The organism is Enterococcus sp. AZ141 (genome assembly GCF_051714385.1).
Taxonomy (GTDB): Bacteria; Bacillota; Bacilli; order Lactobacillales; family Enterococcaceae; genus Enterococcus_D; species Enterococcus_D entomosocium.
Genome location: NZ_JBIORT010000001.1, coordinates 870,591 through 891,990, shown reverse-complemented (window position 1 = coordinate 891,990; position 21,400 = coordinate 870,591). Strand labels below are relative to the sequence as shown.

Below are 21,400 nucleotides of genomic sequence, written 5' to 3'. Positions count from 1 at the left end.
ATCAAGGAATGGCTGCTTTTCTATTCGTTTTCTTCAACGAGTGTTTTCACATAAAAGCGATCCATCGTGGTATGCTGTGCCGCCAATAGTGGCTGGGACAATGCGCGATAGCCGGCTTTTTGATAGACATGCAAGGCAGCTTCTAAAGAATGATGGGATTCTAAATAGAGTTGCCGATAGCCTAGTTCAAAAGCTTTGGCCTCGATCTTCGCCAGCAGGGGATAGCTGAGGCGCTGCCCTTTGGCGGCATCACTGAGATAAAATTTTTGCAGCTCGGCGATTTGCCCTTCTGAATCATAAGTGGCAAGACCACCGCCGCCTAAAAGGATACCCGATTCATCGGTGACGACAAAATAATGGCGGCTAGCAGGATCTGCTGCATAAAATTCACTTAAGTGGTCTAACTCGGGATCAAAATAGGCAGTTCCTGGAACCGCCAACTGGTGGTCGGTCAAGCTTTTGCGAATGATAGCAGCTAATGGCGCATCATCTTGAGATTGGATCGGACGAAATATCGGCTTCATGCAGTTCCTCCTTAACGTAAAAGTAAATGAATAGCTATAGTGTACCACAGCATCGGGGGAGTGTTTAGTGATGATAAGAAAAGCATCCTCGCAATGGCGCACCTCTTTAATAAGAAAACCGCCCCCTCGTTGCCAGGCTCCTAATGTAAAAAGGAGGATGGCGAAACGAGGGGGCGGTTTTTGTGTTAGTCATGGAAGCAGTAATTAGAGCGTTTCACCATTAGAGGCGATTACTTGCTGGTACCACGCAAAGGAATCTTTTTTCAAACGATTCAAGGTTCCTTTGCCGGTATTGTCTTTGTCGACATAGATCATGCCATAGCGTTTCTCCATTTCGCCGCTGCCGAAGCTGACGATATCAATGATCCCCCAAGGCGTATAACCTAATAGCGGTACACCATCTTCAACCACCGCTTTTTCCATCTGTTCGATATGCTCTTTCAGGTAAGTGATGCGGTAGTCATCATGGACTTGCTGTTCATTGGTTAATTGATCGTAAGCACCAAAGCCATTTTCTACGATAAATAGCGGCAAGTCATAGCGTTGATAGATCGTATTTAACACATAGCGCAACCCGACTGGATCGATAGGCCAGCCCCAATCAGAAGCACTGATATAAGGATTACTCACGATTTTTGCTCCCGGGATATCCTCAGTTGGTGTGCCAGCCACTTCATCAAGGGTTGAGATCGTTCCTGACATGTAATAGCTGAACCCAATATAATCAACGGTTCCCGCTTTTAATAGCGCTTGTTCCTCGGGCGTGATCTCAATCGTGATGCCTTTTTTTGCCCAATATTTTTGCACATAGGTTGGGATCTTGCCTCGTACGTGGACGTCGCTGTAAAAATAGCGCCGTTCATTGGCTTTGACGGATGCCATCAAATCAGCTGGCGCACAAGAGTAGGGGTAGACCGGGACATAGGCCATCATACAACCAATCTGAAACTCTGGATTGATTTTTTTGCCTTCGATCACGGCTGCCGCACTGGCAATCAACTCATTGACGCCCGCTTGAAAGACGAGTGCTTCTTTTTGACTGTCATCCTCGATGATCATGGCAGAATTGGTCCAAACGTGCAACGGCTCTTGCCCATCTGCTTGATTATTGATCTCATTGAAAGTCATCCAATACGTCACTTTGTCACGATACCGTTGAAAAACAGTCTTAGCGAATTTGACAAAGAGGGGAATCACTTCTTTGTTAGCAAACCCACCAAATTCTTCATAGAGGGCATAAGGCATTTCAAAGTGAGACAAAGTGATGACAGGTTCGATGCCATTTGCCTGCAATTCGTCGAAAAGATCATCGTAGTATTGGAGACCGGCTTCATTTGGTTCTTCTTCTGTTCCAGTTGGATAGATCCGGCTCCAAGAAATCGATGTCCGTAGACATTTCAAGCCCAGTTCTTTGAATAACTGGATATCTTCTTTGTAACGGTGATAAAAGTCAATGGCTTCATGGTTCGGGTAATATTCCCCTTCAATGACTCCTTTGGTGATTTTACGGGGAATACCGTTGCCACCGGCCGTCATGACATCGGCGGTACTCATTCCACGGCCAGCAACATTCCAAGCGCCTTCCGCTTGATGGGCAGCGATCGCGCCGCCCCATAAAAAATCTTTCGGCATTTTTGCGGACATAAATTTCATTCCTCCTCGACTCATTCGTTTGCTTATAATTCTACTTTCTGGGAACGGTTAGAGGCGATCACGAAAGGCAAATAGATCAAGACCGAAATCGCAAGACAAACGACACCGACAACCGCAGCGATCGCATTTCCTCCAGTTCCTAAAAAGAGATTAATGATTCCTGGGGTCGTCCATGGTACCCCAATCGCTGGGGTCGGCATGATCGGCCAGACAACAGTGACAAAATAACCCACCAAAATATTCACCATTGGTGTCAAAATAAACGGAATGATCATGATTGGATTCAAGACGATCGGTAGACCGAAGATCATCGGTTCATTGATTTGGAAAATTCCTGGAACTAAGGACATCTTAGCGATCTCACGTTGTTCTGGACGTTTTGAAGCGATGAAGATCGCAATGATCAAGCCCAATGTCATACCAGTTCCGCCCATATTTGCGAACATATCATTTAAAACGCCCCAGGTTTCTTTGTAAGGAACGTCCCACAAGGAGCCGCCCTGGTTGATAAAGTCTAGGTTAGCTAGATCTTGTTCGGTAAAAATCGCTGAACGAACCGCATTCAATGTGTTTGGTCCATGGATCCCAATCGCAAACAACGTGGTTTGCAAAAATGCCAAGATCAAGACACCGACGACATTGCCCCCCAGATCCCGCAATGGACTTTGGATCCCGTTGTAAATCAGTTCATTGATGCCTTCCGGTGCAATCATTAAAACTAAGAAATTGATCAAAGCAGTGACTGCCACGATGATCACGATCGGAATCATGCCAGAAAAGGAACGGGAAACAGCTGGTGGTACCATTTCAGGCATTTTGATCTGCAATCGTTTGACCTTGAAAAGCTTCGGTAAGAATTCACCGACCAAACAAGCCACGATCATAGCTACGAACAACCCTTGGGCGCCTAAATATTGTGTAGAGATCACATTGACATCATCTACTGCAAACGAGGTCGGGTACAAGATCATAAAGGCAGCGACACTTGTCAAACCAACTAGCGTAGCATCTGCTTGGAAATGCTTGGCTAAAAGTTGGGCAACAAGAAACGCAATGAATAAACTCATGATGTTGATGGTCCCGTTCGCCACGGAAGCTAGAACTTGCTGGGCGCTTTCCAGATTAGGAAAAAGCCGATTCAGTTGAAATAATTGCACGATGAAACTTTCATTGGAAAATAAAATATTGTTGACCAAAATAACGAGAGAAGAAGCGATGGTCAGTGGGAAAATCAGCATGAATGCATCCCGGATCGCTGCTACGTGGCGTTGATTGTTCAACTTTGTTGCGATTGGTACCAACGAGCGGTCTAACAGGTCATTGAATTTTTGCATAATAATAACACCTTTCCTTAATTGATGCCATCATTATAGCGAATGAAAGCGGCTAAAAGTAAGCGGATACGGATTCCGTACATATCTCTCAAGAAATGAAAAAAATTCCGCATCCGGAACACAGTGTTACAAAAAAAGATGGTTCAGTAAACTGAACCATCAAGGGTTGGAACGATAATCTTGTAAATAGCCGATCAGTGTTTCTAAAATCGCTACTGAAGGCAATTGACTAGTCAAATCAAGAAAGATGTCTTTGCGTTCCTCTTTGATCGCATACTCGATCGAATAATCGCACAGGCGTGCCAACGTACTTTCCCGATTTGGGGTAATGCAGTACTTCTGCACGATCGCCTGATTGTCTAAACCGGTAATGACTTCGATCAGTTCTTTGGTTTCACCAGAGACACTCAAAAAAACCAAAACATTCTTTTGATCTTTTCGCAAAAAGCTTTTGATCGGGTAGGTCAGCTCATCAATGCTGATGCTAAAGTAACCGAGACTGGCTAGTTTGCGGGCAACGTATTGTGCGATCGCACCGGATGCCCCCATCCCCATAAATAAGATCAAATCGGCATCCCGCATCGCTTCGGCGAGTTTTCGTATTTGGTATTCCGCATCAGGGTGGAAGATCTGCATATTCAAGCCTTTGATGCGCGCTTCTAAACCTAAGTGTTCAGGGTGCGCATCAAAATGGGCTTTTTCTAAATGATTTTTGATATAGAAGCGAAATTCTGGAAACGACTGAAAGCCGACTTTTTGAATAAAACGAAAGACCGAAGTCGAAGAGACATGAGCATCATCGGCAATGTCGCGCACACGCATATACGGGATCTTTTCTAAGTGATTGACGATAAAACGGTAGATTTCTTGTTCTACCGCAGAGAGCTTGTTCAAGTTTAATTGTTCAAAAAGCGCCATGCTGGTTCCTCGCTGTCCTAGATAATCAATTTACACCAGTATAGCATATCCGAACTTTTAACGGTGCAGCTGTTGGTGGATCTGATAGACTGCGCCGATCAAGCCGGCGTCGTTTTTCAGCTTCGCTGGACGAACAGGTGCGATGGTTTGTCCGCGCAAATAATTGATCGCTTCATGCCGTGTTTCCGTGATCGTCAAGCGAGCCTGCAGGCGTTCCCAGAAATAAGGATTGGCACTGATGCCGCCGCCGATCAATACCAATTCTGGGTCAAAGCAGCTGATCAAATTGATCAACCCTACAGACAAATCCGTTAGAAATTGGTCCGTCAGCTTCAACGCCAATGCTTCGCCTTGCTGCGCGCGGTCAAAAATCTCTTTGGCGTCTTGGGTGGGTTCAAAGCCAGGAACTGCTGCGCCAGATAAATTGTAGAGGCGAATCAAGCCGCCCACGACGGCAGTTTTTTTATTGATGGAACTTTCCTCGATATTGCCTTCTTCTGGCAGCTGATCGATCACCATCCAACCAAATTCACCAGCCATGCCATGAGCACCTCGGTAGACTTGATTATTGATTACGATCCCACCGCCTACACCAGTGCCTAGGACAAGACACAAATAGTTGGCTACCTCTTGCGCATTCCCGATCCATTTTTCAGCAATCGCTGCTGCATTGGCATCATTTTCCACCGCCACCGGCAATCCTGTACGCGCTTCCAAGACTGCTTTAAAATTTTCACCATATAACGATTTGATGGCTCCAGCCGTTAACATAAAGCCGTCTTTTTGAACGATCCCTGGGGCACTGATCCCAATGCCATCAATCGTGTGGCGGCTCTGGGCATCTTCGATGATCGTGAGTATATCCTGATAAAACTGGGCTGGCTCATAGCTAGTGGGGATCGCTGATTTTTCAAGGATCACTCCGGTTTCATCTAAAACCCCATATTTAATACTTGTTCCGCCAATATCAAATCCTACGTACATTCTTCTTCCTCACCTTTCAAAACATTGTTGCCTTAAGTGTACCATCTGGCAGGAGGAATTTTTTTCTTTTTTCAGCTATTTTTTGACAGCCGTTTCCGCTGCATCCAAATAAAACAAAATGTCACTTTTGCCTTCCTGATTGGTTCCTTTGTACACCTCCGTATCCAGGCCTCCGATACGAAAGCCTGCTCGCAAGTAAAACAGACAGGCAGAAGGATTGTTGTCCTGCGCTTGTGTATAGATGCCGCGATAGTCTTTGGCAAGGGCCGCTTTCAGTGCCTGTTGGATCAACAGTTGACCGATTCCTTGCTTGCGGTAGTCTGTGTTGACCTTTAAGTCATAGAGGTACAGATACTTGAAAAAAGCGTCTTGAACGATCGCTAAGCCGATGCATTTTCCATCATCATAAGCACCGATAAACAGACTGTTTCGGCTCATTTCATCATAGCAATAATTTTCATCTGGGAAACGCATCGTCTGAATGTCTTCAGGTGCAAATTTACAGATCGTGTACTGCCAGTTGCCCTCATTATAAGACGGCAGCATTTTCCCCCATAAGGAGAAGGGTTCGTTTTTCAAGCGGATATCAGCTTGGTGTTCTTGATCGATCAGTTTGATTTCTAGCATGGGACACCTCGATTTTCTATAGTTTTCAATCATGAGTATTTAAAAGTAAGTTGTTGCAGTTTAGTTTACTACAAAGAATGAAAAATCACGATACTTATTAAACAGTCTGGTCTTCCTGTGAGAAGGGACGTTTTTGTAGGAGTAACTTAGTTGTTTGTCTATACATTTAGGTGGAAAAAGCAGAAAATATTCCATTGATACCTTAGTCACAATGACCGACGGAAAAATACGTCTTAAGTTTGATTATATTTATCGCTTGTTTTTTTATACTGAAGGTAGATAGAAAAAACGGAGGACAATCACTTGAAAAAAGCAATTAGTATGATCCTGCTCGTGTTAACGATCGGGACCGTCACATTGGTTACATGGTCTTATTTTACGAAAGATGATTCCAGCGAACTGGTTCAGCTGGTGGATCGTTTCAATCCTTTCGTACCGGAGAAAAAGGTTTATGTCAAAACATCCGATGAGTATGGCGTGCCGCAAAAACATGATGCCTATGAATATACGCAAGAAGGAATCAATGAAGATGGACAAAAAATAAAAATCACGTTTTGGGCACCACAAAAATTAAAAGAAAATGCCTACCTAGAGCTTGATGCAAAGGGCAAACATGTGGAGTCGTATCAAGAGGTGACCGAGCAGGATCTCCCTGACGCTATCAAAGACGAGTTGGTTACGACCCATTGATCATCGAGCCTGCTTGAAGAAACGGACAGAAAGTCATTTCCCACAAGTTGGGAGATGGCTTTTTTTAGTACCTTCACCTAAAGAAAAGTTCGCCAAGATTTGATTTGGGTGAAAAAGATTAGAGGATGATAGAATTTTCAGAAAAAATAGATAATTTTTTCAATTCTTAGTTGCAATAGCAGAAACGTCTGGTATTCTCTATGAGGTAGTTAAAAAAAATCATTCATATAATTAAAAATAGCAACAGTGAGAGAATCACTGTGTATGAAGGATCAACGGTTTTCGAGGAGGAACGTATGACAGAAAAAAATCAATTAAAAAAACAGATGAAAACCAGACACATCACTATGTTGGCACTAGGTGGCGCAATCGGTGCCGGCCTATTCAAAGGCAGTGGGGAAGCGATCCAGTTAGCGGGGCCTGCGGTCTTGCTAGCGTTTATTTTTTGTGGGCTGATCTTATTTGTCGTCATGACAGGACTGGGACAGTTGGTTTTATCTGACCAAAAACAACATGGCCTTTCGGGCTTAGTCCAGCCGTATCTTGGCTTGCATACAGCTGATTTCATTGATTGGATCTACTGGTCAATGTGGATGATCAACATCATCGCCGAAGCAGTTGCTGCCGCAAGCTTTTTGCAGCTGTGGTTTCCCAATATTCCAGCTTGGATCTTTGTTTTGATTTTGGCACTACTCACGACCATCATCAATTTGTTTTCGGTCCGCTTGTTTGCAGAAACGGAATACTGGCTTTCGTGGGCCAAAATCAGTGTGGTGATTGTGCTGATCTTGGTGGGTCTCTATCTGGTTGCCACGCAAGTCTTTGATCTGGGCTTTTTACCGACGATGAGACAAATGACAGACTATGGTGGTTTTGCCCCTCACGGTCTCAAAGGATTTATCAATTCTTTATTGGTCGTAATCTATTCTTATGGCGGTTCTGAGTTAGTAGCCATCACGATTAGTGAAGCAGAAAATCCCAAAAAAGCGATCCCTCAAGCAATCAAAGGAGTAATGACTCGGATTGCCGCTTTTTACATCATTCCCATGTTTCTTTTACTGATCATTTATCCGTGGAATCAATTAGCAGATCCAAATGTCAGTCCCTTTGTAATGGTGTTTCAAAAAATCCATGTGCCTTTTGCTTCCGACATCGTTAATTTAGTGATCATTTTGGCCTTGTTTTCCTCCATCAATTCTGGGGTCTATGCTTCTTCAAGAACGTTGTTTTTCCGGTTAAGCAACAATGGCCAGAAAAAAAGCCGCTTCACGATGCTGAATAAAAACAGCGTGCCCCAACGAGCGATCATGTTTTGCAGCGGTACTTTATATCTTGGAGTCGTTCTTTCTTACTTTTTAGGCGACAAACTCTTCAATTATCTGGCAGGCTCCCTGTCGTATACTGTATTACTGATTTGGTTGTTGATCAGTGTGGCGGCGTTTGTTTTGGTACGCAAGCAGAAGAAAATGGGCTATACGATTTTTTTGGGTGGGGCGATCCTTGCGTTGCTTTTGCTGTTTGCCGGTATCTTGATCACTAACCCGTTAGCGGTTACAGGTTTCACCGCATTGCTGTATACGATCATTTTTCTTAGTTTTTATTGGAACCATCGAAAAATAGGGGACACCAGTGGAAAAAGTTGAAGAACCTTCCCTTAAGGCATAAACTGATGGAGAAGGAACAGCCCGCTTGGCTATTTTTTCGCTTCTCAGGAACATGGCTAAAAATAAAGTAAAGGAGAATACGAAAATGGTTAATTTTTGGACATTGATTTTCGGCACCCTCAGCTGGGTTGTGGTGGAAAGTCTGCTTTACAACCCGATGCATAAGTGGGGCAAGTTTTGGGCGAAAGAATCAGGAATGGCAGAGAAGATGGACGGTCAGCAGATGACGACCGGTGACATGCTCTTTACCTTTGGCGGCACGATTGTTGGTGGGATTCTCTTATCGGCAGCGACCTATCAAGTCGTCTATTGGTTTGCCACATTCGATCATGATGGTTGGCTGATGACCTCCTTGCAAGTCGCTTGCTTATTGTGGCTAGGGGTGTATGGGGTCGCCACCTTCGTGATGGCTGTTTACTCGGGACAGTCCCGTAAATTAGTTGGGCTGCACCTTGTGAATGGGTTTCTAGGAGTGATCGTTTTAGGGCTTGTTGTCGGACTAATTGGACAATAGGCAGCGATCATATCCCAGCGAGAACGTTCAAAGATCTCAACGAATCAATCCTAAAGAAAGCCGATCTTGTCTCGACAAGGTTGGTTTTTTTGCGCGTGAAATTAATCTCACTATAAAAAAAAGCTATAAAAGCAAATTGTTTATGCTATACTGAAAATAACTCAATTTGACAGGAAACACAAACCCACGGGTTTGCGAAAAATCATGAAAGAAGGAAACTTAGGGAAAACGAGGAGGGGAAAAATGAAAACGAAAAGCAAGTTAGGTAGAAGAATGTTTGCTACCGTTTGTTTGGCGGTGCTATTTTTTTTGGCAAGCTGCAGCCGCTCAGGGGTTGACTCTGCAGCTGCAAATCAAGTATTGACCAATAGCAACAGTCATCAACAATATGCTTTGTATCTATTTGAAGATGGAAGGATCACTGTCAATAAAACGCTGAGTTTTTTGGTCGATCCGAATCAGGAACCTGCGGACTTGGTAGAAGAACAAGAGGCGCAATTAGTGCAGATCAACGAAACACTGCAAGCAGAGTTTCCCAAAAGCAAAGCACTGACTGCGGCAGACATCGGCACTATGCACACCTTTGAAGTGACAAATGCCCAAGTGATCATTGATCAAGAGAAAAAGGAAGTGCGCATGACTGGCGATGATTTTGAGAAAGTATTCAAAATGGTGGACAACAATGACAAGCGTCTGATCGATGATGAACAAAACGAGTACGAGTTTTCTTACGATGAGAAATAGCAAGTGATAAAAAAGCAGCTGCCTCCGACGAGACAACCGCTTTAGACTGCAGACAAACCTTAGACAAAAATGAGGTTTGTTTTTTTTCGTTGCAAAATATTAGTGACTATTACGGAAAACATTTTGCGCAAGGAGTAAGTCCGCGACTTTGCGCTTCTGCTAAAGTGGCAGGCGTGTAGGTACCGTTGCCGCATTTTCTCGTATGATATTTCGAACCTGTTGGTGTAACGAGGACCGACGTTTGGGCTTGATTGCTAGCAGCGGCTGGCTGACTTTGTTCTGGCACAGCGGCGGCTGCCTGCCGTTCTTCCTCCGCCTTGGCTTGTGCGGCTGCTTGTTCGTTGGCAGTGATCGTTTGCGCCACTGTTTTCGTTCGAGTAGCTAATTCCTCATCGGGGGTCTTGAGACGAGCGACAGCATCTTCTGCACGAGCAAGGGCATCTTTTGTCGGCTCCGCCTCTGCCGCTTCCACCGCTTGGACAGCTTCTGCAACGAGGGCTTCTGCTTCTTTCTCAGAAATCTTGGTTTCTACAGTGGATAACCGACTTTCAAACGTTTCCTTGTTCAAAACCGCTTGTGCGACTAATTCTTTTGCCTGATCGAAATCACTGCGCTCAAGGGAAGCTTCAGCAGTATCGAGGGCTTTGCCGATGGCAAGATGTTCTTCCACCACGGTTAGCCGGGTAGCGAAATCTTCGTAGGTTTTACTCAAAGCATGAATCAGCGTCACGGCTTCGTCGTAATTCTTTTGGTTTGGCTGGGTTTCGGCAAGCGCCAGTGCCGTCTCGGCTTTTTCCAGTGCTGCTTGTTCTTGTTTTTCAGCTTGCAAACTCGCTAGAAATGCGCGAGAAGGTTTGACGGTGACGACTTCTTCTTTGGTGTTTCCACCCATTGAGGCTTGGAGGGTAAATTCCTGTTCCTCTTCATCTTCAAGTTGCACGGTGTAAGAAAATGTTTCGTCCGCCAGCGAAACCTCCACCCCGTTGATCGTCAGTTGCGCTTCTGGGTTGGTTTGACCCGTAATCGCCGCTTCGCCTTGTTCGTTGGTAACCAGTTCTGCTTCATCTACGTGAAGCTCCGGTGTTGCTGCTGGAGTCATTAGTGCTCCGCCAATCAATAAGAGAAAACCACCCATAAAAATAACGATTTTGTTGCGAAGCGGCTTTTTCTTGATCAAACTAAGAATAAAAAAGATTCCGCTTACAACCATTGTCAAAAAACCAACAACAAAAATAAATATCCCCATACTTTTTTCCATTTCCTTTCTTGTGAATAATTTAATTATAACATTTTTACTAACGTATCCGCCATCAATAACCGGCTAGCAAGGGTTGCTGAACGTATGGAGGGAGTTCAACTAGCAAACCAATAGATTTTTATCAATAATAAATAGATTTACAGAAATTTTTATTATAAAATGATTTAGAAAGAGTTGTTTTTCGTTTGTATTTGCTTTTTTTGCTAGACAGCTTTTGGTCCTAATACACGTATTTACTTCATTACTGGAAAAAGACGCTTTGAACAAACGGATGAAATCGAGCAAATACCTGCAAACAAGCGGCTTTCCTTCGCTGCTTCCCCCAAATAACACCATAAAAAAGACATTCCCCCTCATGTGCAACTAAGCGACTTCATTGATAAGAAAATCAGTATGTGCAAAAGGAGTAGCAATGAAAATCACACAAATCCAATGTCCCAGCTGCTTGGGTCAGTTAACCGTTGACTGGGAGACAGGAAAAGCAATCTGCCAATATTGCTTAACTAAATCAGTCCTACAGTCGCCGCCAAAACAAACGCAAGAAGCTTCGAATGAACAGGTTCCCGTAGTTTTTCAAGAAGTCAAAGAAGGGTTTTATTCGTTTGCCTTTAATGAAGACGAGGTAGCAAATGCCTTGAAAAAATGGCTGATCCAACAGGAATCAGTTCCTGAGGACATTATCGTTCATCTTGAAGTCAGCGAGGTAAAACGATATTTTATTCCGATTTATGAATTTCAGGTGACCTATACGATGCAGTGGGAGGGGGCCTTTGGCTACGATACCCATTCCATTGCATGGGAAGGCTCGCATACGACCACGTGGGAAAAGAAGCGAGGCGACCATTCAGGTGAGACGGTTATATTCTATCAATGCGGCAGTTCGGAGGTGATCGAACAAGAAATTCCTCAGAGCTTTGAGGTCAATGATGAAATGAAAAGAAAACCGCACTTTAGTACCGATCAAAAGGAATTTCAACAGCTAGTCTCAGCACATGCTATTCATGTTTTTCCCTTTGATATTGAGCAAGAGCAGGCGCTCTTTGGTTCTGAAAAACAAGCGGAATTGAGAGCCCATGCGAATGCGGTGATCCAGAAGAAAGAATCTGCCGATCATCTAAAAGAGCTGCACCTAAATCTTTCCCTGATCAGCTGTGCTACAGAAGAGCTCTACTTTCCCCTGTATATGGGCACCTTCAAGTACCAAGAGCAATCCTTTGAATTTGCGATCGACGGCAAAGATCCTGACCGAATGAAGCTGCCGATTATCCCACAGTGCCAAGCTACCTATCAAACGGTTGCGAATTTTTCAAAAGCTCGTAAGGTTTTTGGCTGGTCCTCCGTACTCTTTTTTACGTTAGGTGTGATCCTGATGATCTTGGCGCTATTCATTTCTGAATGGCTTCCTCTAGGAAGAGTGTTCAGAGCTGTCATAGGGGGGATTGTCATGAGTTCCCTGCCAACTGCAGTTTATTGGGTAGTATCGGGGATAGTGTTGCACTTTCTAAAAGAACAGTACCTCAAAACAGCCCAAAAATTTAGAGATGAGTGCCAAAGAGAATTATTAGGTAAGAAAACGGCTGGGACCGCTTTGTTAGCAAACTACGAGAAGCGTGAAAAGAAGCTTGCAAGAATCAGAAGATTTTATGAATGGCTCGATACGCTCGCTTATGTGGTCGTGGTCGTTACCCTTATTTGGAACATTCTTCGGTTTCTTTGATAAACCATCTTGTTGAAAAGAAAAAACGATTCATAAAAAGGAGAAAAAATGAAAATCACCCAAATCCAATGCCCCAGCTGTCTGGGACGTCTAGAAGTTGATTGGGACTCAGGAAAAGCAGTCTGTCAGTATTGTTTGAACGAGTTGCTGATCAAACCGGAACAAATAAACCAGGAACAAACAAAACAAGTCGTCTCGCTTAAAGAGTTGCCACGCATTCAAGGGACCGTCAAAGAAGGATTTTATCCGTTTGCTTATGATGAAAAGGCATGTGAAGCGGCGTTGAAAAATAAACTAGCATGGCAAGAGACCATCTCGGAAAGTATCTTTTTTGAGCTAGAGATGGTTCATCTAAAACGTGTGTTTATCCCGATGTATTATTTTCAAATTGCTTATGACGCGCAAGTGAGAGGGAGCTATGTCCACGAGGAACAGCAGAGGGGGAGTGGGCGCATTACTGCCGACATTTCTTTACATAACAGCGGGAACACAACGGTTTTCAATGAATATTTCCCTACGGATACCCGAAAAGAAGCGGATTACAGTATCAATGGCAAGCTGCCGCTGCATCTTCAAAAAGGAGCCGCCTATTGCACGGATATGCAGCAGTTTTCGGCACTTAGCCAAGACGCTCAGGTGCTGCCCTTTGATATTTCCAGAGAAGCGGCACTCTCGGATACCCATCTATTGGAAGTCTTTGAAGCAAAAGCCAAAGACCATTTGGTGGGAGCAGATGTTGCCAATGAGGTTCAACTGACTCTTTTTCCGAAACAATGTGATACGGAAAAACTGTATTTTCCTTATTACATTGGCGAATTCAAGTATGGAAACCAAACCTATTCTTTCGTGGCTGATGGCACCGATGCTGAACGCCTTTTTCCAACCCAGCTCCCTGAATGTGAACAGCTGGTGCAAGTGAAAAAAAGTTTTTCGAAGACCAGCAGAGTCCTATGGCAGTTCTGCTATACCTTTTTTTCATTCGGAATAATTTCAGGGACCCTTTTAAATTTTATTTTTGGTGGATTTTTAATGCCTGCCGTTGCCTTTAGTTTGATTGGCACATCGATCGTGCTTTTTGTCATTTGGCTAGTAGTTTCATTTTTTTTGATTACGCAAAAAATCAACTTCTTTAAAGAACATAAAAAGTTTAAAAAGGATCTGAATCAAGCACTCAGTCAGCCACAGGCAAATCAAATAGCTATTTTGCAGACATTTGAAGCCCGAAAAAAGAAACTCGTCCGAAAGACAGTATTTTACAGTGGTCTGGAAAATATGGCGTATGAATTCGCATTGATTCTCTTCTTAGCAATATTGGTTTGGTATTTTGGCTTCTACGGCTTGTCTTTTGTCATGCTGCTGGCGTTTGTCAGCTGGAATGCGATCCGTATTTTTACAACGAATAGCTCTGATCGATGCATCAAAACGAAAGGATGATCTCATGGATATCATTCCCATTCAATGTCCCCATTGTTTAGGGGAACTAGAAGTAAACTGGAGTGTCGGCACGGCGATTTGTCTGTATTGTCGTGGGAAAATGGTGATCAAATTGCCCTTTGACCACGCCAAAATTGCCCAGTCCAGTCCCCTGACGGACAAACAGCTTGCGCTGACCCAGCTGGCGGCTCTTTTGAAGAAAATCAGTCTGCCATCTGCTGCTCTTAGGGAAAACGCACCATCAGCCGACGTTTTCGTTGGACGGGAGCAGCCAAAACCAACGTCAAGAAACCAGGCGTCTCCGATTCAAAGGGCGCCCATCCATCAGCGCAACCAGCGGCAAAATCGTTTGAATGCTTTTTTTCAAAAACAAAATTTTTTGTTCTATTTTTCTGGAGAAAGACAAGTGCTACCAAGGCAATGGCAAAGACAAGTCCTCGCTAGTTTTCAAGTGCCTGAAACGGAGACCCCTCTTGCGTTGCTAACGTCAAAGATGACTGGCAAGAAAGCGAATGCGGGACTGCTTTTTGGCGTTGAACGAGTGTATTTGTGCACGTACGAAAAGAAAGAAAAACGAATAGTCAGTTTTTCCTGGAGTGTTTGGAAAAACCTCGGTTTTGAGGTCCAGCATAAAATGTTTAGTAGCTTTTTGGTGATTCAACAGGAATATCGTGTTCCTCTTCAAGCATTGGGCTTTGCGACCCAATCATTTTTGCAAGAATTACAGCAGTTGTTGCAAGAGTGGGAGACTGGCTAGTGCTGAGTATCGATGAAATCAAATAGGGAATCAATTTATTGGTCAAAAAAACAAAGAGAGCATCGCAAACAGCGGCGCTCTCTTTCACTTCATGTGGTTTCCAACTCAGCATTGTTGGTCCCTGTTAAATACTCGGCTTCATCGTTTAAAAGACTGGCCGTCGTTCGCAGCGTGTCGTAAGAATGCAAAACGGCAGCGAGACTTTTTTGCGAATCACTGATTTTCATAGTCGTCGACTCGGTACTATCTAACACGACTAAGGCTTGTTGGTTGATGGCTTGCATGGTTGCGGCAATGGTTTGGGTCAACTGCTTGGTCTGTTCGGCTAATTTTTGCATTTCATCGGCAACTACCCGAAAGCCAGCTGCTTGTTCGCCGATCCGTGCTGTTTCGATGGAAGCGTTGAAGGATAGCAGTTTGGTTTGTTGTGCAATGCGGTCGATGTCATGCAGCACCGCTGTCACCTGTTGGCTATCCATTTCTAAGGCATGGGTCGTTGCTTGATTTTGATCAGACAGCCGTTTGACTTGCGCCAAGTTCTCTGACAAATGATCGACTTGCTGATGCCCGTTGGCAGAAAGTCGTGTCAGGGAAGCAGCACTTTCTTGCACTTTTTTGATAGTGACCGCTAAGGCTTGTTCTCTTTGGGTAATGTCAAAAGCGATTTTGACGACGTTGACGACTTCTTGCTGCTCATCGAGGACGGGGAAGTAGATTCCTTCTAAAATCAGTTTTTCTCCTTGTTTGTTTTTTCGGATGATTTTGTCTTGAAACCGTTGCTTTGAGTACAGCAGTTGATTCCAAAAAGCTTGGTAATCCGTACTGGCAGCATAATGGTCAAAACAAAAGGTCCGATGCGGCAAGCCAATGATTTCTTCTTGGCTGTACCCTAGGATATCAGTCATGTTGGCATTGGCGAAAACAACTTCTTTTTGCGGATCAAAGACTATGACAGCGAGTTCTTGAAAAATAGCAGCGAGCAGACGGTTATTTTGTGTTTCATCTAATGTGAATTTCATACGTACTTACCTACGCCTTTCAGTTTTTTGGGAAGTTTACACAGCGAGTGTCTTACAGTTATCGGTCATGAAGGCAAGGCAGTTAAGAGTGCAAAAACCACCTTTTTTGTCGAACAAAATGCCTGGAAGCAGAAGGAAGCAAGATTCTTTGCATCAGAATGACTTGGTGGTACCCTTAAGGTCAACACGAACGATTTCAAACAAAAGGAGAGAATCGTATGACAGATAGAATTTCGTTGGAAAAAGCAGCCGTTGAATTTAGTGAGGCAAATGCACCGCACCCACGGATCTATGAATTACCGCCAGAAGAAGGGCGCGCACTATTGGAACAAGTCCAAGAGTCACCCGTCAATAAACTGGCGGTTGAGATAGAAGATCAGACCGTAGATACAGGCGAGTGGGGGGCCATCAATGTTCGTTTTGTTCGTCCCGAAGGAAATCATGCGATTCTCCCTGTTATTTATTATCTCCATGGCGCTGGCTGGGTCTTCGGCAGTGCCGCAACTCATGATAAATTGATCCGTGAATTGGCGGTACGAACCAACTCGATCGTCATTTTTCCTGAATACAGTCGTTCGCCAGAAGCAAAATACCCAACGGCGATCGAACAAAATTATGCGGTCTTGCAGCAATTACCGGGATTTGTCGATGTCAAAGGCTTAGACCTTACCCGTTTGACCGTGGCTGGCGATTCCGTAGGTGGGAACATGGCGACTGTTATGACCTTGTTAACGAAAGCCCGTGGTGGCATTCCGATCGCACAGCAATTATTGTTCTATCCTGTGACAGATGCCCGCTTTGATACGCCTTCGTATGAAGCATTTGGCGAAAACTATTTTCTGACCAAAGAAGGGATGCAATGGTTCTGGAATCAATACACGACGGATGAAACACAGCGGAATCAAATTACCGCTTCTCCTTTACGAGCGACCAAAGAGGAGTTAGCCGATCTGCCACCAGCGTTGATCATTACGGGGGAAGCAGATGTCTTGCGGGATGAAGGGGAAGCCTATGCGCAGCATTTACGAGCAGCTGGCGTGGAAGTTACCCAAGCACGTCTGCAAGGAATCATCCATGATTTTGTGATGGTCAATGCGATGGATCAGACCCAAGCTGCACGAGCTGCCATGACACTGGCTGTCGGTTGGCTGACGGAAAAAAATGTCCCAGCAGAATAAAAAACCGACAAAAGAAGCTTCTTTTTAGAGGTGTTCTGATACAGTAAAGGATTTATGGGGTGGAGCGATCCACTCCTTTTTTTGTCGGAAAAATGGAAAGACATACACCTGCGGTCTGAAGCAGATGCAAACGCTCTCTAAAAAACTACGTTTTTATAGTACAGATATTAATAAGTGTTTTTCGTTGATAAATAAATAGAAAGTGCTATTATATGTATTGTGATTAATACAGTTTTTGGAAAGAGGTAATACAGTGAGTGCAAAAGGATCAGAAATCATTGTTGAAAGTTTAGAAAATCATCGGGTGCCTTATATCTTTGGGATTCCCGGTGCAAAAATCGATGGCGTATTTGACGTGTTGAGTGATCGGGGACCAGAGTTGATTTTGGCACGACATGAACAAAACGCGGCATTTATGGCACAAGCAATCGGTCGCCTGACAGGAGAGCCAGGAGTCGTCATTGCGACAAGTGGACCAGGAGCCAGTAATTTAGCGACTGGGTTGGTCACGGCAACTGCCGAAGGTGATCCCGTCCTGGCACTAGCAGGCCAAGTGAAGCGTTCTGACCTTTCAAAATTGACCCACCAAAGCATGAATAATGCGGCATTGTTTGCGCCGATCACGAAATTCAGCAGTGAAGTCCAAGATCCTGAAACCCTTTCTGAAAGTATTGCCAACGCCTTTCGCATCGCAAAAACAGCGAAAAAAGGGGCGAGCTTTTTATCCATTCCTCAAGATGTGACGGACGGAACCGTTCAAGGGGCAGCGATCAAACCACTATCTTCGCCTAAATTAGGCAGTGCCGATGCAGAAGATATCCAGGCACTCGTCGATCGGATCAAAGAAGCCAAGCTGCCTGTCCTACTCTTAGGAATGCGGGCTTCAGGCGTGAAAGAAACACAAGCGATTCGTCATTTAGTTGCAAAAACTGGGTTGCCTGTCGTAGAGACCTTCCAAGGCGCTGGGATCATTTCTCGTGAATTAGAAGAGCATTTCTTTGGCCGCGTCGGCTTGTTCCGCAATCAGCCTGGTGATATGCTGTTGAAACGCAGCGACTTAGTGATCGCTGTGGGGTACGACCCGATCGAATACGAAGCTCGCAACTGGAATGCGGAAAAAGATGCCCGCGTGATCGTCATCGATGAAGTACCGATGGAGATCGATCCATTTATGCAGCCAGAAGTTGAACTGATGGGCAGTATCGCGAAAATTATTGAACAACTATCAAAAGCCATCGATCAGTATCACTTGACCGAAGACGCTCAAAACTATTTAACGACGCTGCAAACCAAACTCAATGAAAAACCAGCGGATGTCGAAGGCAGCAACAATACCTTGCATCCCCTGGAAATCATTGATGCTTTGCAACAAGAAGTGACCGATGACATGACGGTGACGGTGGATGTCGGCAGCCACTACATTTGGATGGCCCGTCATTTCCGCAGTTATGAGCCACGGCATCTGCTCTTTAGTAATGGCATGCAGACTTTAGGGGTAGCTTTGCCATGGGCGATCGCGGCAGCGCTCGTGCGACCAAATACTCAAGTGATCTCTGTATCTGGCGATGGTGGCTTCTTGTTTTCTGCCCAAGAGTTAGAAACAGCCGTCCGTTTGAAACAAAACATCATTCACTTGATTTGGAATGACGGTACCTACAATATGGTGAAATTCCAAGAAGAAATGAAATATGATCGTGCTTCTGGGGTTGATTTTGGACCAGTTGATTTCGTGAAATATGCCGAAGCGTTTGGTGCCAAAGGCTTACGGGCAACCACCAAACAAGAATTGATGGCAGCCATCGAAGAAGGCTTTGCAACGGATGGTCCAGTGATCATTGATATCCCTGTGGATTATTCAGACAATGCCGATCTTGGCAAAACGATCCTACCTGATCAATTTTATTAAGACCAAAGGAGCATCAAGATGAAAGTGAAAAACAAAAGTTATTTATATCAGCATGGCACCCTAGGTGGGTTGATGCAGGATTTAATGGATGGCACGGAGCAAATCGGAAAAATGCTTGAATATGGCAATTTTGGGATTGGTACTTTGGCTGGTTCCAATGGTGAAGTGATTATTTTAGATGGTGAAATCTACCATGTAGACGAGTCGGGCAAGGTACAAGTGCTCCAAGGAAATGAAGGAACCCCCTATGCGGCAGTCGTTGATTTTTCTGCGGCGAAGCACCTGCAGGTCAGCCAAGAAATGACAGATGAAGAAGTGAAAAACCACGTCCTGACAGAAGTCAGCCCGAATTTGTTTTCCGCTGTCAAGATTCATGGGGTATTTACCAAGATGCACGTCCGCGTTGCCCCAAAGCAAGAAAAACCGTACCCAAAATTCATTGAGATCATCCAGCATCAGCCGGAATTTCAAGCAGAAGATATCAGCGGCACGATCGTCGGGTTCTTTACCCCGTTGCTGTTCCACGGTGCTGCGGCCGCCGGTTTCCATTTGCATTTTATTAGTGATGATCGCACATTTGCTGGTCATGTCTTAGACTTTGAAGTGGCAGCTGGCGAAGTCGAATTGATGGAACTAGCCGAATTTCGTCAGCATTTTCCTATCGACAACCAAGACTATTTGCAGCGGGAGATCGATGTCGCAAAAATCGCCAAGGATATTGAAGCTGCCGAATAAGCAGCAGGCAGCAAAAAATAATTGATCGCCAGTAGAGTGGTCTCGGATCGAATGGAACGCAAAGCAGCAGTGAAGCCAACGCTTCACTGCTTTTTTGTGCTTCCTTCTATTCATGAGGCTTGCTGCAAAACCTGGATACTTCGATAGAAAAGTTGGGAAATGGTCAAAAATCTGAATTAATTCTTATTTCCGAGCAAATAAATTGATATATTTTAAGAATAATGATAATTTTTGTACTAATTAGAAGTATTTTGTTGAGAGTAATTGCACTTGACTGATTTTATAGAGAAAAGAGGAAAGATATGAAAAAAAAGTTGACGACTGCGCAAGGAGCCAGTGTAGCGGATAACCAGAATTCTTTGACAGCGGGGCGCCGTGGCCCAGTGTTGATTCAAGATGTCCATTTGCTAGAAAAACTGGCACATTTTAATCGTGAGCGGATTCCCGAACGGGTCGTTCATGCGAAAGGTGCGGGGGCTCATGGGGTCTTCCGAGTAACAAACGACGTAACGATGTACACGAAAGCGGCGTTTCTTTCAGCCATCGGGAAAGAAACGGAGATGTTTATTCGCTTTTCAACGGTTGCCGGAGAACTAGGGTCTGCGGATACGTTGCGCGATCCTCGGGGGTTTGCGGTTAAATTTTACACGGAAGCGGGGAATTATGATCTCGTGGGCAATAATACCCCGATTTTCTTTATTCGTGATCCGTTGAAGTTTCCTGATTTTATCCATACCCAAAAAAGAGACCCGCGAACGCACTTGAAAAATCCAGAGGCGGTATGGGATTTTTGGTCCCATTCACCGGAATCCCTCCATCAAGTCAGCCTGTTGATGGGGGATCGGGGCTTACCGGCAACCTTTCGTCATATGCATGGGTATGGGAGCCATACATTCGCTTGGCTCAACGCAGAGGGAGAACGCTTTTGGGTGAAATATCATTTTCGGACGGATCAAGGCATTATGAACATGAGTGCGGCACTCGCAGCAGAACTTGCGGGAAGCAATCCTGATTATCATATTGAAGATCTATATAAAGCGATTGAGGCAAAGGAGTATCCTTCTTGGACACTCTATGTTCAAATCATTCCCTTTGAAGAAGGTTGGTCAGCTGCCGTCAATCTTTTTGATGTGACCAAAACAGTCTCACAAAAAGACTATCCGCTCATTGAAGTGGGACGAATGACTTTGAATCGCAATCCAGAGAACTATTTCAACGAAGTCGAGCAAGTCACTTTTTCACCGGGCAATATCGTTCCAGGGATTGATTTTTCTCCGGACAAACTATTGCAAGGTCGGCTGTTTGCTTACGGTGATGCGCATCGTTATCGAGTTGGACCCAACAGCAGCCAGTTGCCGATCAATGCGCCAAAAGCGCCTGTCCATAATCACCAACAGGACGGTTTCATGAATACCAAAACGAATTCTTCAGGGATCAATTATGAACCGAACAGTTTCGATGGCATCAAAGAAAACCCGCATGCCAAGGGCATCCACTATTCGTTAGAAGGAGAGATCGGTTCCTTTGATTACGATGAAGACTATTATAGCCAAGCAGGTGATTTTTATCGTTTGCTCTCAGAAGAAGAACGAACACGTTTAATTCAAACGATTGCGGGAAGTTTGGGACAGGTTCAAAATCAACAGATCAAAGAACGGCAGGTCATGCATTTTTACCGTGCGGACCCAGAATACGGCAGACGAATCGCTGAAGCGATCGATGTGAACATTTAAGAAAGGAGGAA

At 44.5% G+C, this 21,400-nt stretch carries 19 protein-coding genes; 11 read left to right on the top strand and 8 right to left on the bottom strand.

The annotated features are described in order from the left end of the window. Positions 1-20: 20 nt before the first annotated feature. The 6 genes from IGI89_RS04140 to IGI89_RS04115 all read right to left on the bottom strand — a co-directional run bounded on the left by IGI89_RS04140 (position 21) and on the right by IGI89_RS04115 (position 6,040). Positions 21-524: a GNAT family N-acetyltransferase gene (locus IGI89_RS04140; RefSeq protein WP_086316755.1), complete on the bottom strand. Its 504-nt coding sequence runs from the start codon at positions 522-524 to the stop codon at positions 21-23. Between the two features lie 204 nt (positions 525-728). After that, positions 729-2,168: a 6-phospho-beta-glucosidase gene (locus tag IGI89_RS04135; RefSeq protein ID WP_034878166.1), complete on the bottom strand. Its 1,440-nt coding sequence runs from the start codon at positions 2,166-2,168 to the stop codon at positions 729-731. Between the two features lie 32 nt (positions 2,169-2,200). Continuing rightward, on the bottom strand, positions 2,201-3,511 hold the full coding sequence (locus tag IGI89_RS04130) for a PTS sugar transporter subunit IIC (protein WP_008376519.1): 1,311 nt from the start codon (positions 3,509-3,511) through the stop codon (positions 2,201-2,203). A gap of 159 nt (positions 3,512-3,670) precedes the next feature. Beyond that, the gene (locus tag IGI89_RS04125) at positions 3,671-4,429 is read right to left on the bottom strand and encodes a MurR/RpiR family transcriptional regulator (RefSeq protein WP_005232695.1); all 759 of its coding nucleotides are present in this window, start codon (positions 4,427-4,429) and stop codon (positions 3,671-3,673) included. Positions 4,430-4,486: 57 nt separating this feature from the next. Further along, on the bottom strand, positions 4,487-5,413 hold the full coding sequence (locus tag IGI89_RS04120) for an ROK family protein (RefSeq protein ID WP_438735355.1): 927 nt from the start codon (positions 5,411-5,413) through the stop codon (positions 4,487-4,489). A gap of 75 nt (positions 5,414-5,488) precedes the next feature. Continuing rightward, the gene (locus IGI89_RS04115; protein WP_005232691.1) at positions 5,489-6,040 is read right to left on the bottom strand and encodes a GNAT family N-acetyltransferase; all 552 of its coding nucleotides are present in this window, start codon (positions 6,038-6,040) and stop codon (positions 5,489-5,491) included. A gap of 321 nt (positions 6,041-6,361) precedes the next feature. On the opposite strand from IGI89_RS04115, the gene IGI89_RS04110 reads away from it, so the two are divergent. From IGI89_RS04110 to IGI89_RS04095, 4 genes are all read left to right on the top strand, one after another. Beyond that, on the top strand, positions 6,362-6,730 hold the full coding sequence (locus IGI89_RS04110) for a YxeA family protein (RefSeq protein WP_438735843.1): 369 nt from the start codon (positions 6,362-6,364) through the stop codon (positions 6,728-6,730). A 296-nt stretch (positions 6,731-7,026) separates the two neighbouring features. Next, positions 7,027-8,373 carry an amino acid permease gene (locus tag IGI89_RS04105; protein WP_008376509.1) on the top strand — a complete coding sequence of 449 codons (1,347 nt, stop codon included), beginning with the start codon at positions 7,027-7,029 and terminating at the stop codon, positions 8,371-8,373. Positions 8,374-8,479: 106 nt separating this feature from the next. Continuing rightward, entirely contained in the window at positions 8,480-8,908 is a 429-nt protein-coding gene (locus IGI89_RS04100; RefSeq protein ID WP_008376507.1) for a DUF1761 domain-containing protein, read from the top strand. Positions 8,909-9,151: 243 nt separating this feature from the next. Continuing rightward, entirely contained in the window at positions 9,152-9,652 is a 501-nt protein-coding gene (locus IGI89_RS04095; RefSeq protein WP_086294372.1) for a hypothetical protein, read from the top strand. A gap of 109 nt (positions 9,653-9,761) precedes the next feature. Here IGI89_RS04095 and IGI89_RS04090 read toward each other — a convergent pair whose 3' ends face one another. After that, positions 9,762-10,898 (bottom strand): serine protease, encoded by a 1,137-nt coding sequence (locus IGI89_RS04090; RefSeq protein ID WP_077453069.1) that lies wholly within the window; start codon positions 10,896-10,898, stop codon positions 9,762-9,764. A gap of 424 nt (positions 10,899-11,322) precedes the next feature. Here IGI89_RS04090 and IGI89_RS04085 point away from each other — a divergent pair, with 424 nt between their 5' ends. The 3 genes from IGI89_RS04085 to IGI89_RS04075 are packed head-to-tail and all read left to right on the top strand — an operon-like array spanning position 11,323 to position 14,818. Then, on the top strand, positions 11,323-12,627 hold the full coding sequence (locus IGI89_RS04085) for a hypothetical protein (protein ID WP_438735354.1): 1,305 nt from the start codon (positions 11,323-11,325) through the stop codon (positions 12,625-12,627). Between the two features lie 48 nt (positions 12,628-12,675). Beyond that, positions 12,676-14,061, top strand: a complete 1,386-nt coding sequence (locus tag IGI89_RS04080; protein ID WP_438735353.1) for a hypothetical protein — start codon at positions 12,676-12,678, stop codon at positions 14,059-14,061. Positions 14,062-14,065: 4 nt separating this feature from the next. Beyond that, positions 14,066-14,818, top strand: a complete 753-nt coding sequence (locus tag IGI89_RS04075) for a hypothetical protein (protein WP_438735352.1) — start codon at positions 14,066-14,068, stop codon at positions 14,816-14,818. Between the two features lie 89 nt (positions 14,819-14,907). Here IGI89_RS04075 and IGI89_RS04070 read toward each other — a convergent pair whose 3' ends face one another. Then, positions 14,908-15,837: a methyl-accepting chemotaxis protein gene (locus tag IGI89_RS04070; RefSeq protein WP_430599796.1), complete on the bottom strand. Its 930-nt coding sequence runs from the start codon at positions 15,835-15,837 to the stop codon at positions 14,908-14,910. A gap of 218 nt (positions 15,838-16,055) precedes the next feature. Here IGI89_RS04070 and IGI89_RS04065 point away from each other — a divergent pair, with 218 nt between their 5' ends. The 4 genes from IGI89_RS04065 (at position 16,056) to IGI89_RS04050 (ending at position 21,389) form a co-directional block, all read left to right on the top strand. Continuing rightward, the gene (locus IGI89_RS04065) at positions 16,056-17,015 is read left to right on the top strand and encodes an alpha/beta hydrolase (RefSeq protein WP_438735351.1); all 960 of its coding nucleotides are present in this window, start codon (positions 16,056-16,058) and stop codon (positions 17,013-17,015) included. A 253-nt stretch (positions 17,016-17,268) separates the two neighbouring features. Then, positions 17,269-18,921: an acetolactate synthase AlsS gene (alsS, locus tag IGI89_RS04060; RefSeq protein ID WP_005232673.1), complete on the top strand. Its 1,653-nt coding sequence runs from the start codon at positions 17,269-17,271 to the stop codon at positions 18,919-18,921. 18 nt (positions 18,922-18,939) lie between these two features. Beyond that, complete coding sequence (gene budA / locus IGI89_RS04055; protein WP_005232672.1) at positions 18,940-19,656, top strand: acetolactate decarboxylase; 717 nt, start codon at positions 18,940-18,942, stop codon at positions 19,654-19,656. 302 nt (positions 19,657-19,958) lie between these two features. After that, positions 19,959-21,389, top strand: coding sequence for a catalase (locus IGI89_RS04050; protein ID WP_005232671.1), 1,431 nt, complete (start codon positions 19,959-19,961; stop codon positions 21,387-21,389). Positions 21,390-21,400: the final 11 nt, after the last annotated feature.

Bases quoted from the DNA above. Each gene is read 5' to 3' on its own strand.
- IGI89_RS04095 (WP_086294372.1), top strand. From the start codon at position 9,152: ATGAAAACGAAAAGCAAGTTAGGTAGAAGAATGTTTGCTACCGTTTGT.
- IGI89_RS04090 (WP_077453069.1), bottom strand. From the start codon at position 10,898: ATGGGGATATTTATTTTTGTTGTTGGTTTTTTGACAATGGTTGTAAGC.
- IGI89_RS04105 (WP_008376509.1), top strand. From the start codon at position 7,027: ATGACAGAAAAAAATCAATTAAAAAAACAGATGAAAACCAGACACATC.
- IGI89_RS04080 (WP_438735353.1), top strand. From the start codon at position 12,676: ATGAAAATCACCCAAATCCAATGCCCCAGCTGTCTGGGACGTCTAGAA.
- IGI89_RS04100 (WP_008376507.1), top strand. From the start codon at position 8,480: ATGGTTAATTTTTGGACATTGATTTTCGGCACCCTCAGCTGGGTTGTG.
- IGI89_RS04135 (WP_034878166.1), bottom strand. From the start codon at position 2,168: ATGTCCGCAAAAATGCCGAAAGATTTTTTATGGGGCGGCGCGATCGCT.
- IGI89_RS04085 (WP_438735354.1), top strand. From the start codon at position 11,323: ATGAAAATCACACAAATCCAATGTCCCAGCTGCTTGGGTCAGTTAACC.
- IGI89_RS04070 (WP_430599796.1), bottom strand. From the start codon at position 15,837: ATGAAATTCACATTAGATGAAACACAAAATAACCGTCTGCTCGCTGCT.
- IGI89_RS04110 (WP_438735843.1), top strand. From the start codon at position 6,362: ATGATCCTGCTCGTGTTAACGATCGGGACCGTCACATTGGTTACATGG.
- IGI89_RS04075 (WP_438735352.1), top strand. From the start codon at position 14,066: ATGGATATCATTCCCATTCAATGTCCCCATTGTTTAGGGGAACTAGAA.
- IGI89_RS04050 (WP_005232671.1), top strand. From the start codon at position 19,959: ATGAAAAAAAAGTTGACGACTGCGCAAGGAGCCAGTGTAGCGGATAAC.
- IGI89_RS04140 (WP_086316755.1), bottom strand. From the start codon at position 524: ATGAAGCCGATATTTCGTCCGATCCAATCTCAAGATGATGCGCCATTA.
- IGI89_RS04120 (WP_438735355.1), bottom strand. From the start codon at position 5,413: ATGTACGTAGGATTTGATATTGGCGGAACAAGTATTAAATATGGGGTT.
- IGI89_RS04065 (WP_438735351.1), top strand. From the start codon at position 16,056: ATGACAGATAGAATTTCGTTGGAAAAAGCAGCCGTTGAATTTAGTGAG.
- budA (WP_005232672.1), top strand. From the start codon at position 18,940: ATGAAAGTGAAAAACAAAAGTTATTTATATCAGCATGGCACCCTAGGT.
- IGI89_RS04115 (WP_005232691.1), bottom strand. From the start codon at position 6,040: ATGCTAGAAATCAAACTGATCGATCAAGAACACCAAGCTGATATCCGC.
- IGI89_RS04130 (WP_008376519.1), bottom strand. From the start codon at position 3,511: ATGCAAAAATTCAATGACCTGTTAGACCGCTCGTTGGTACCAATCGCA.
- IGI89_RS04125 (WP_005232695.1), bottom strand. From the start codon at position 4,429: ATGGCGCTTTTTGAACAATTAAACTTGAACAAGCTCTCTGCGGTAGAA.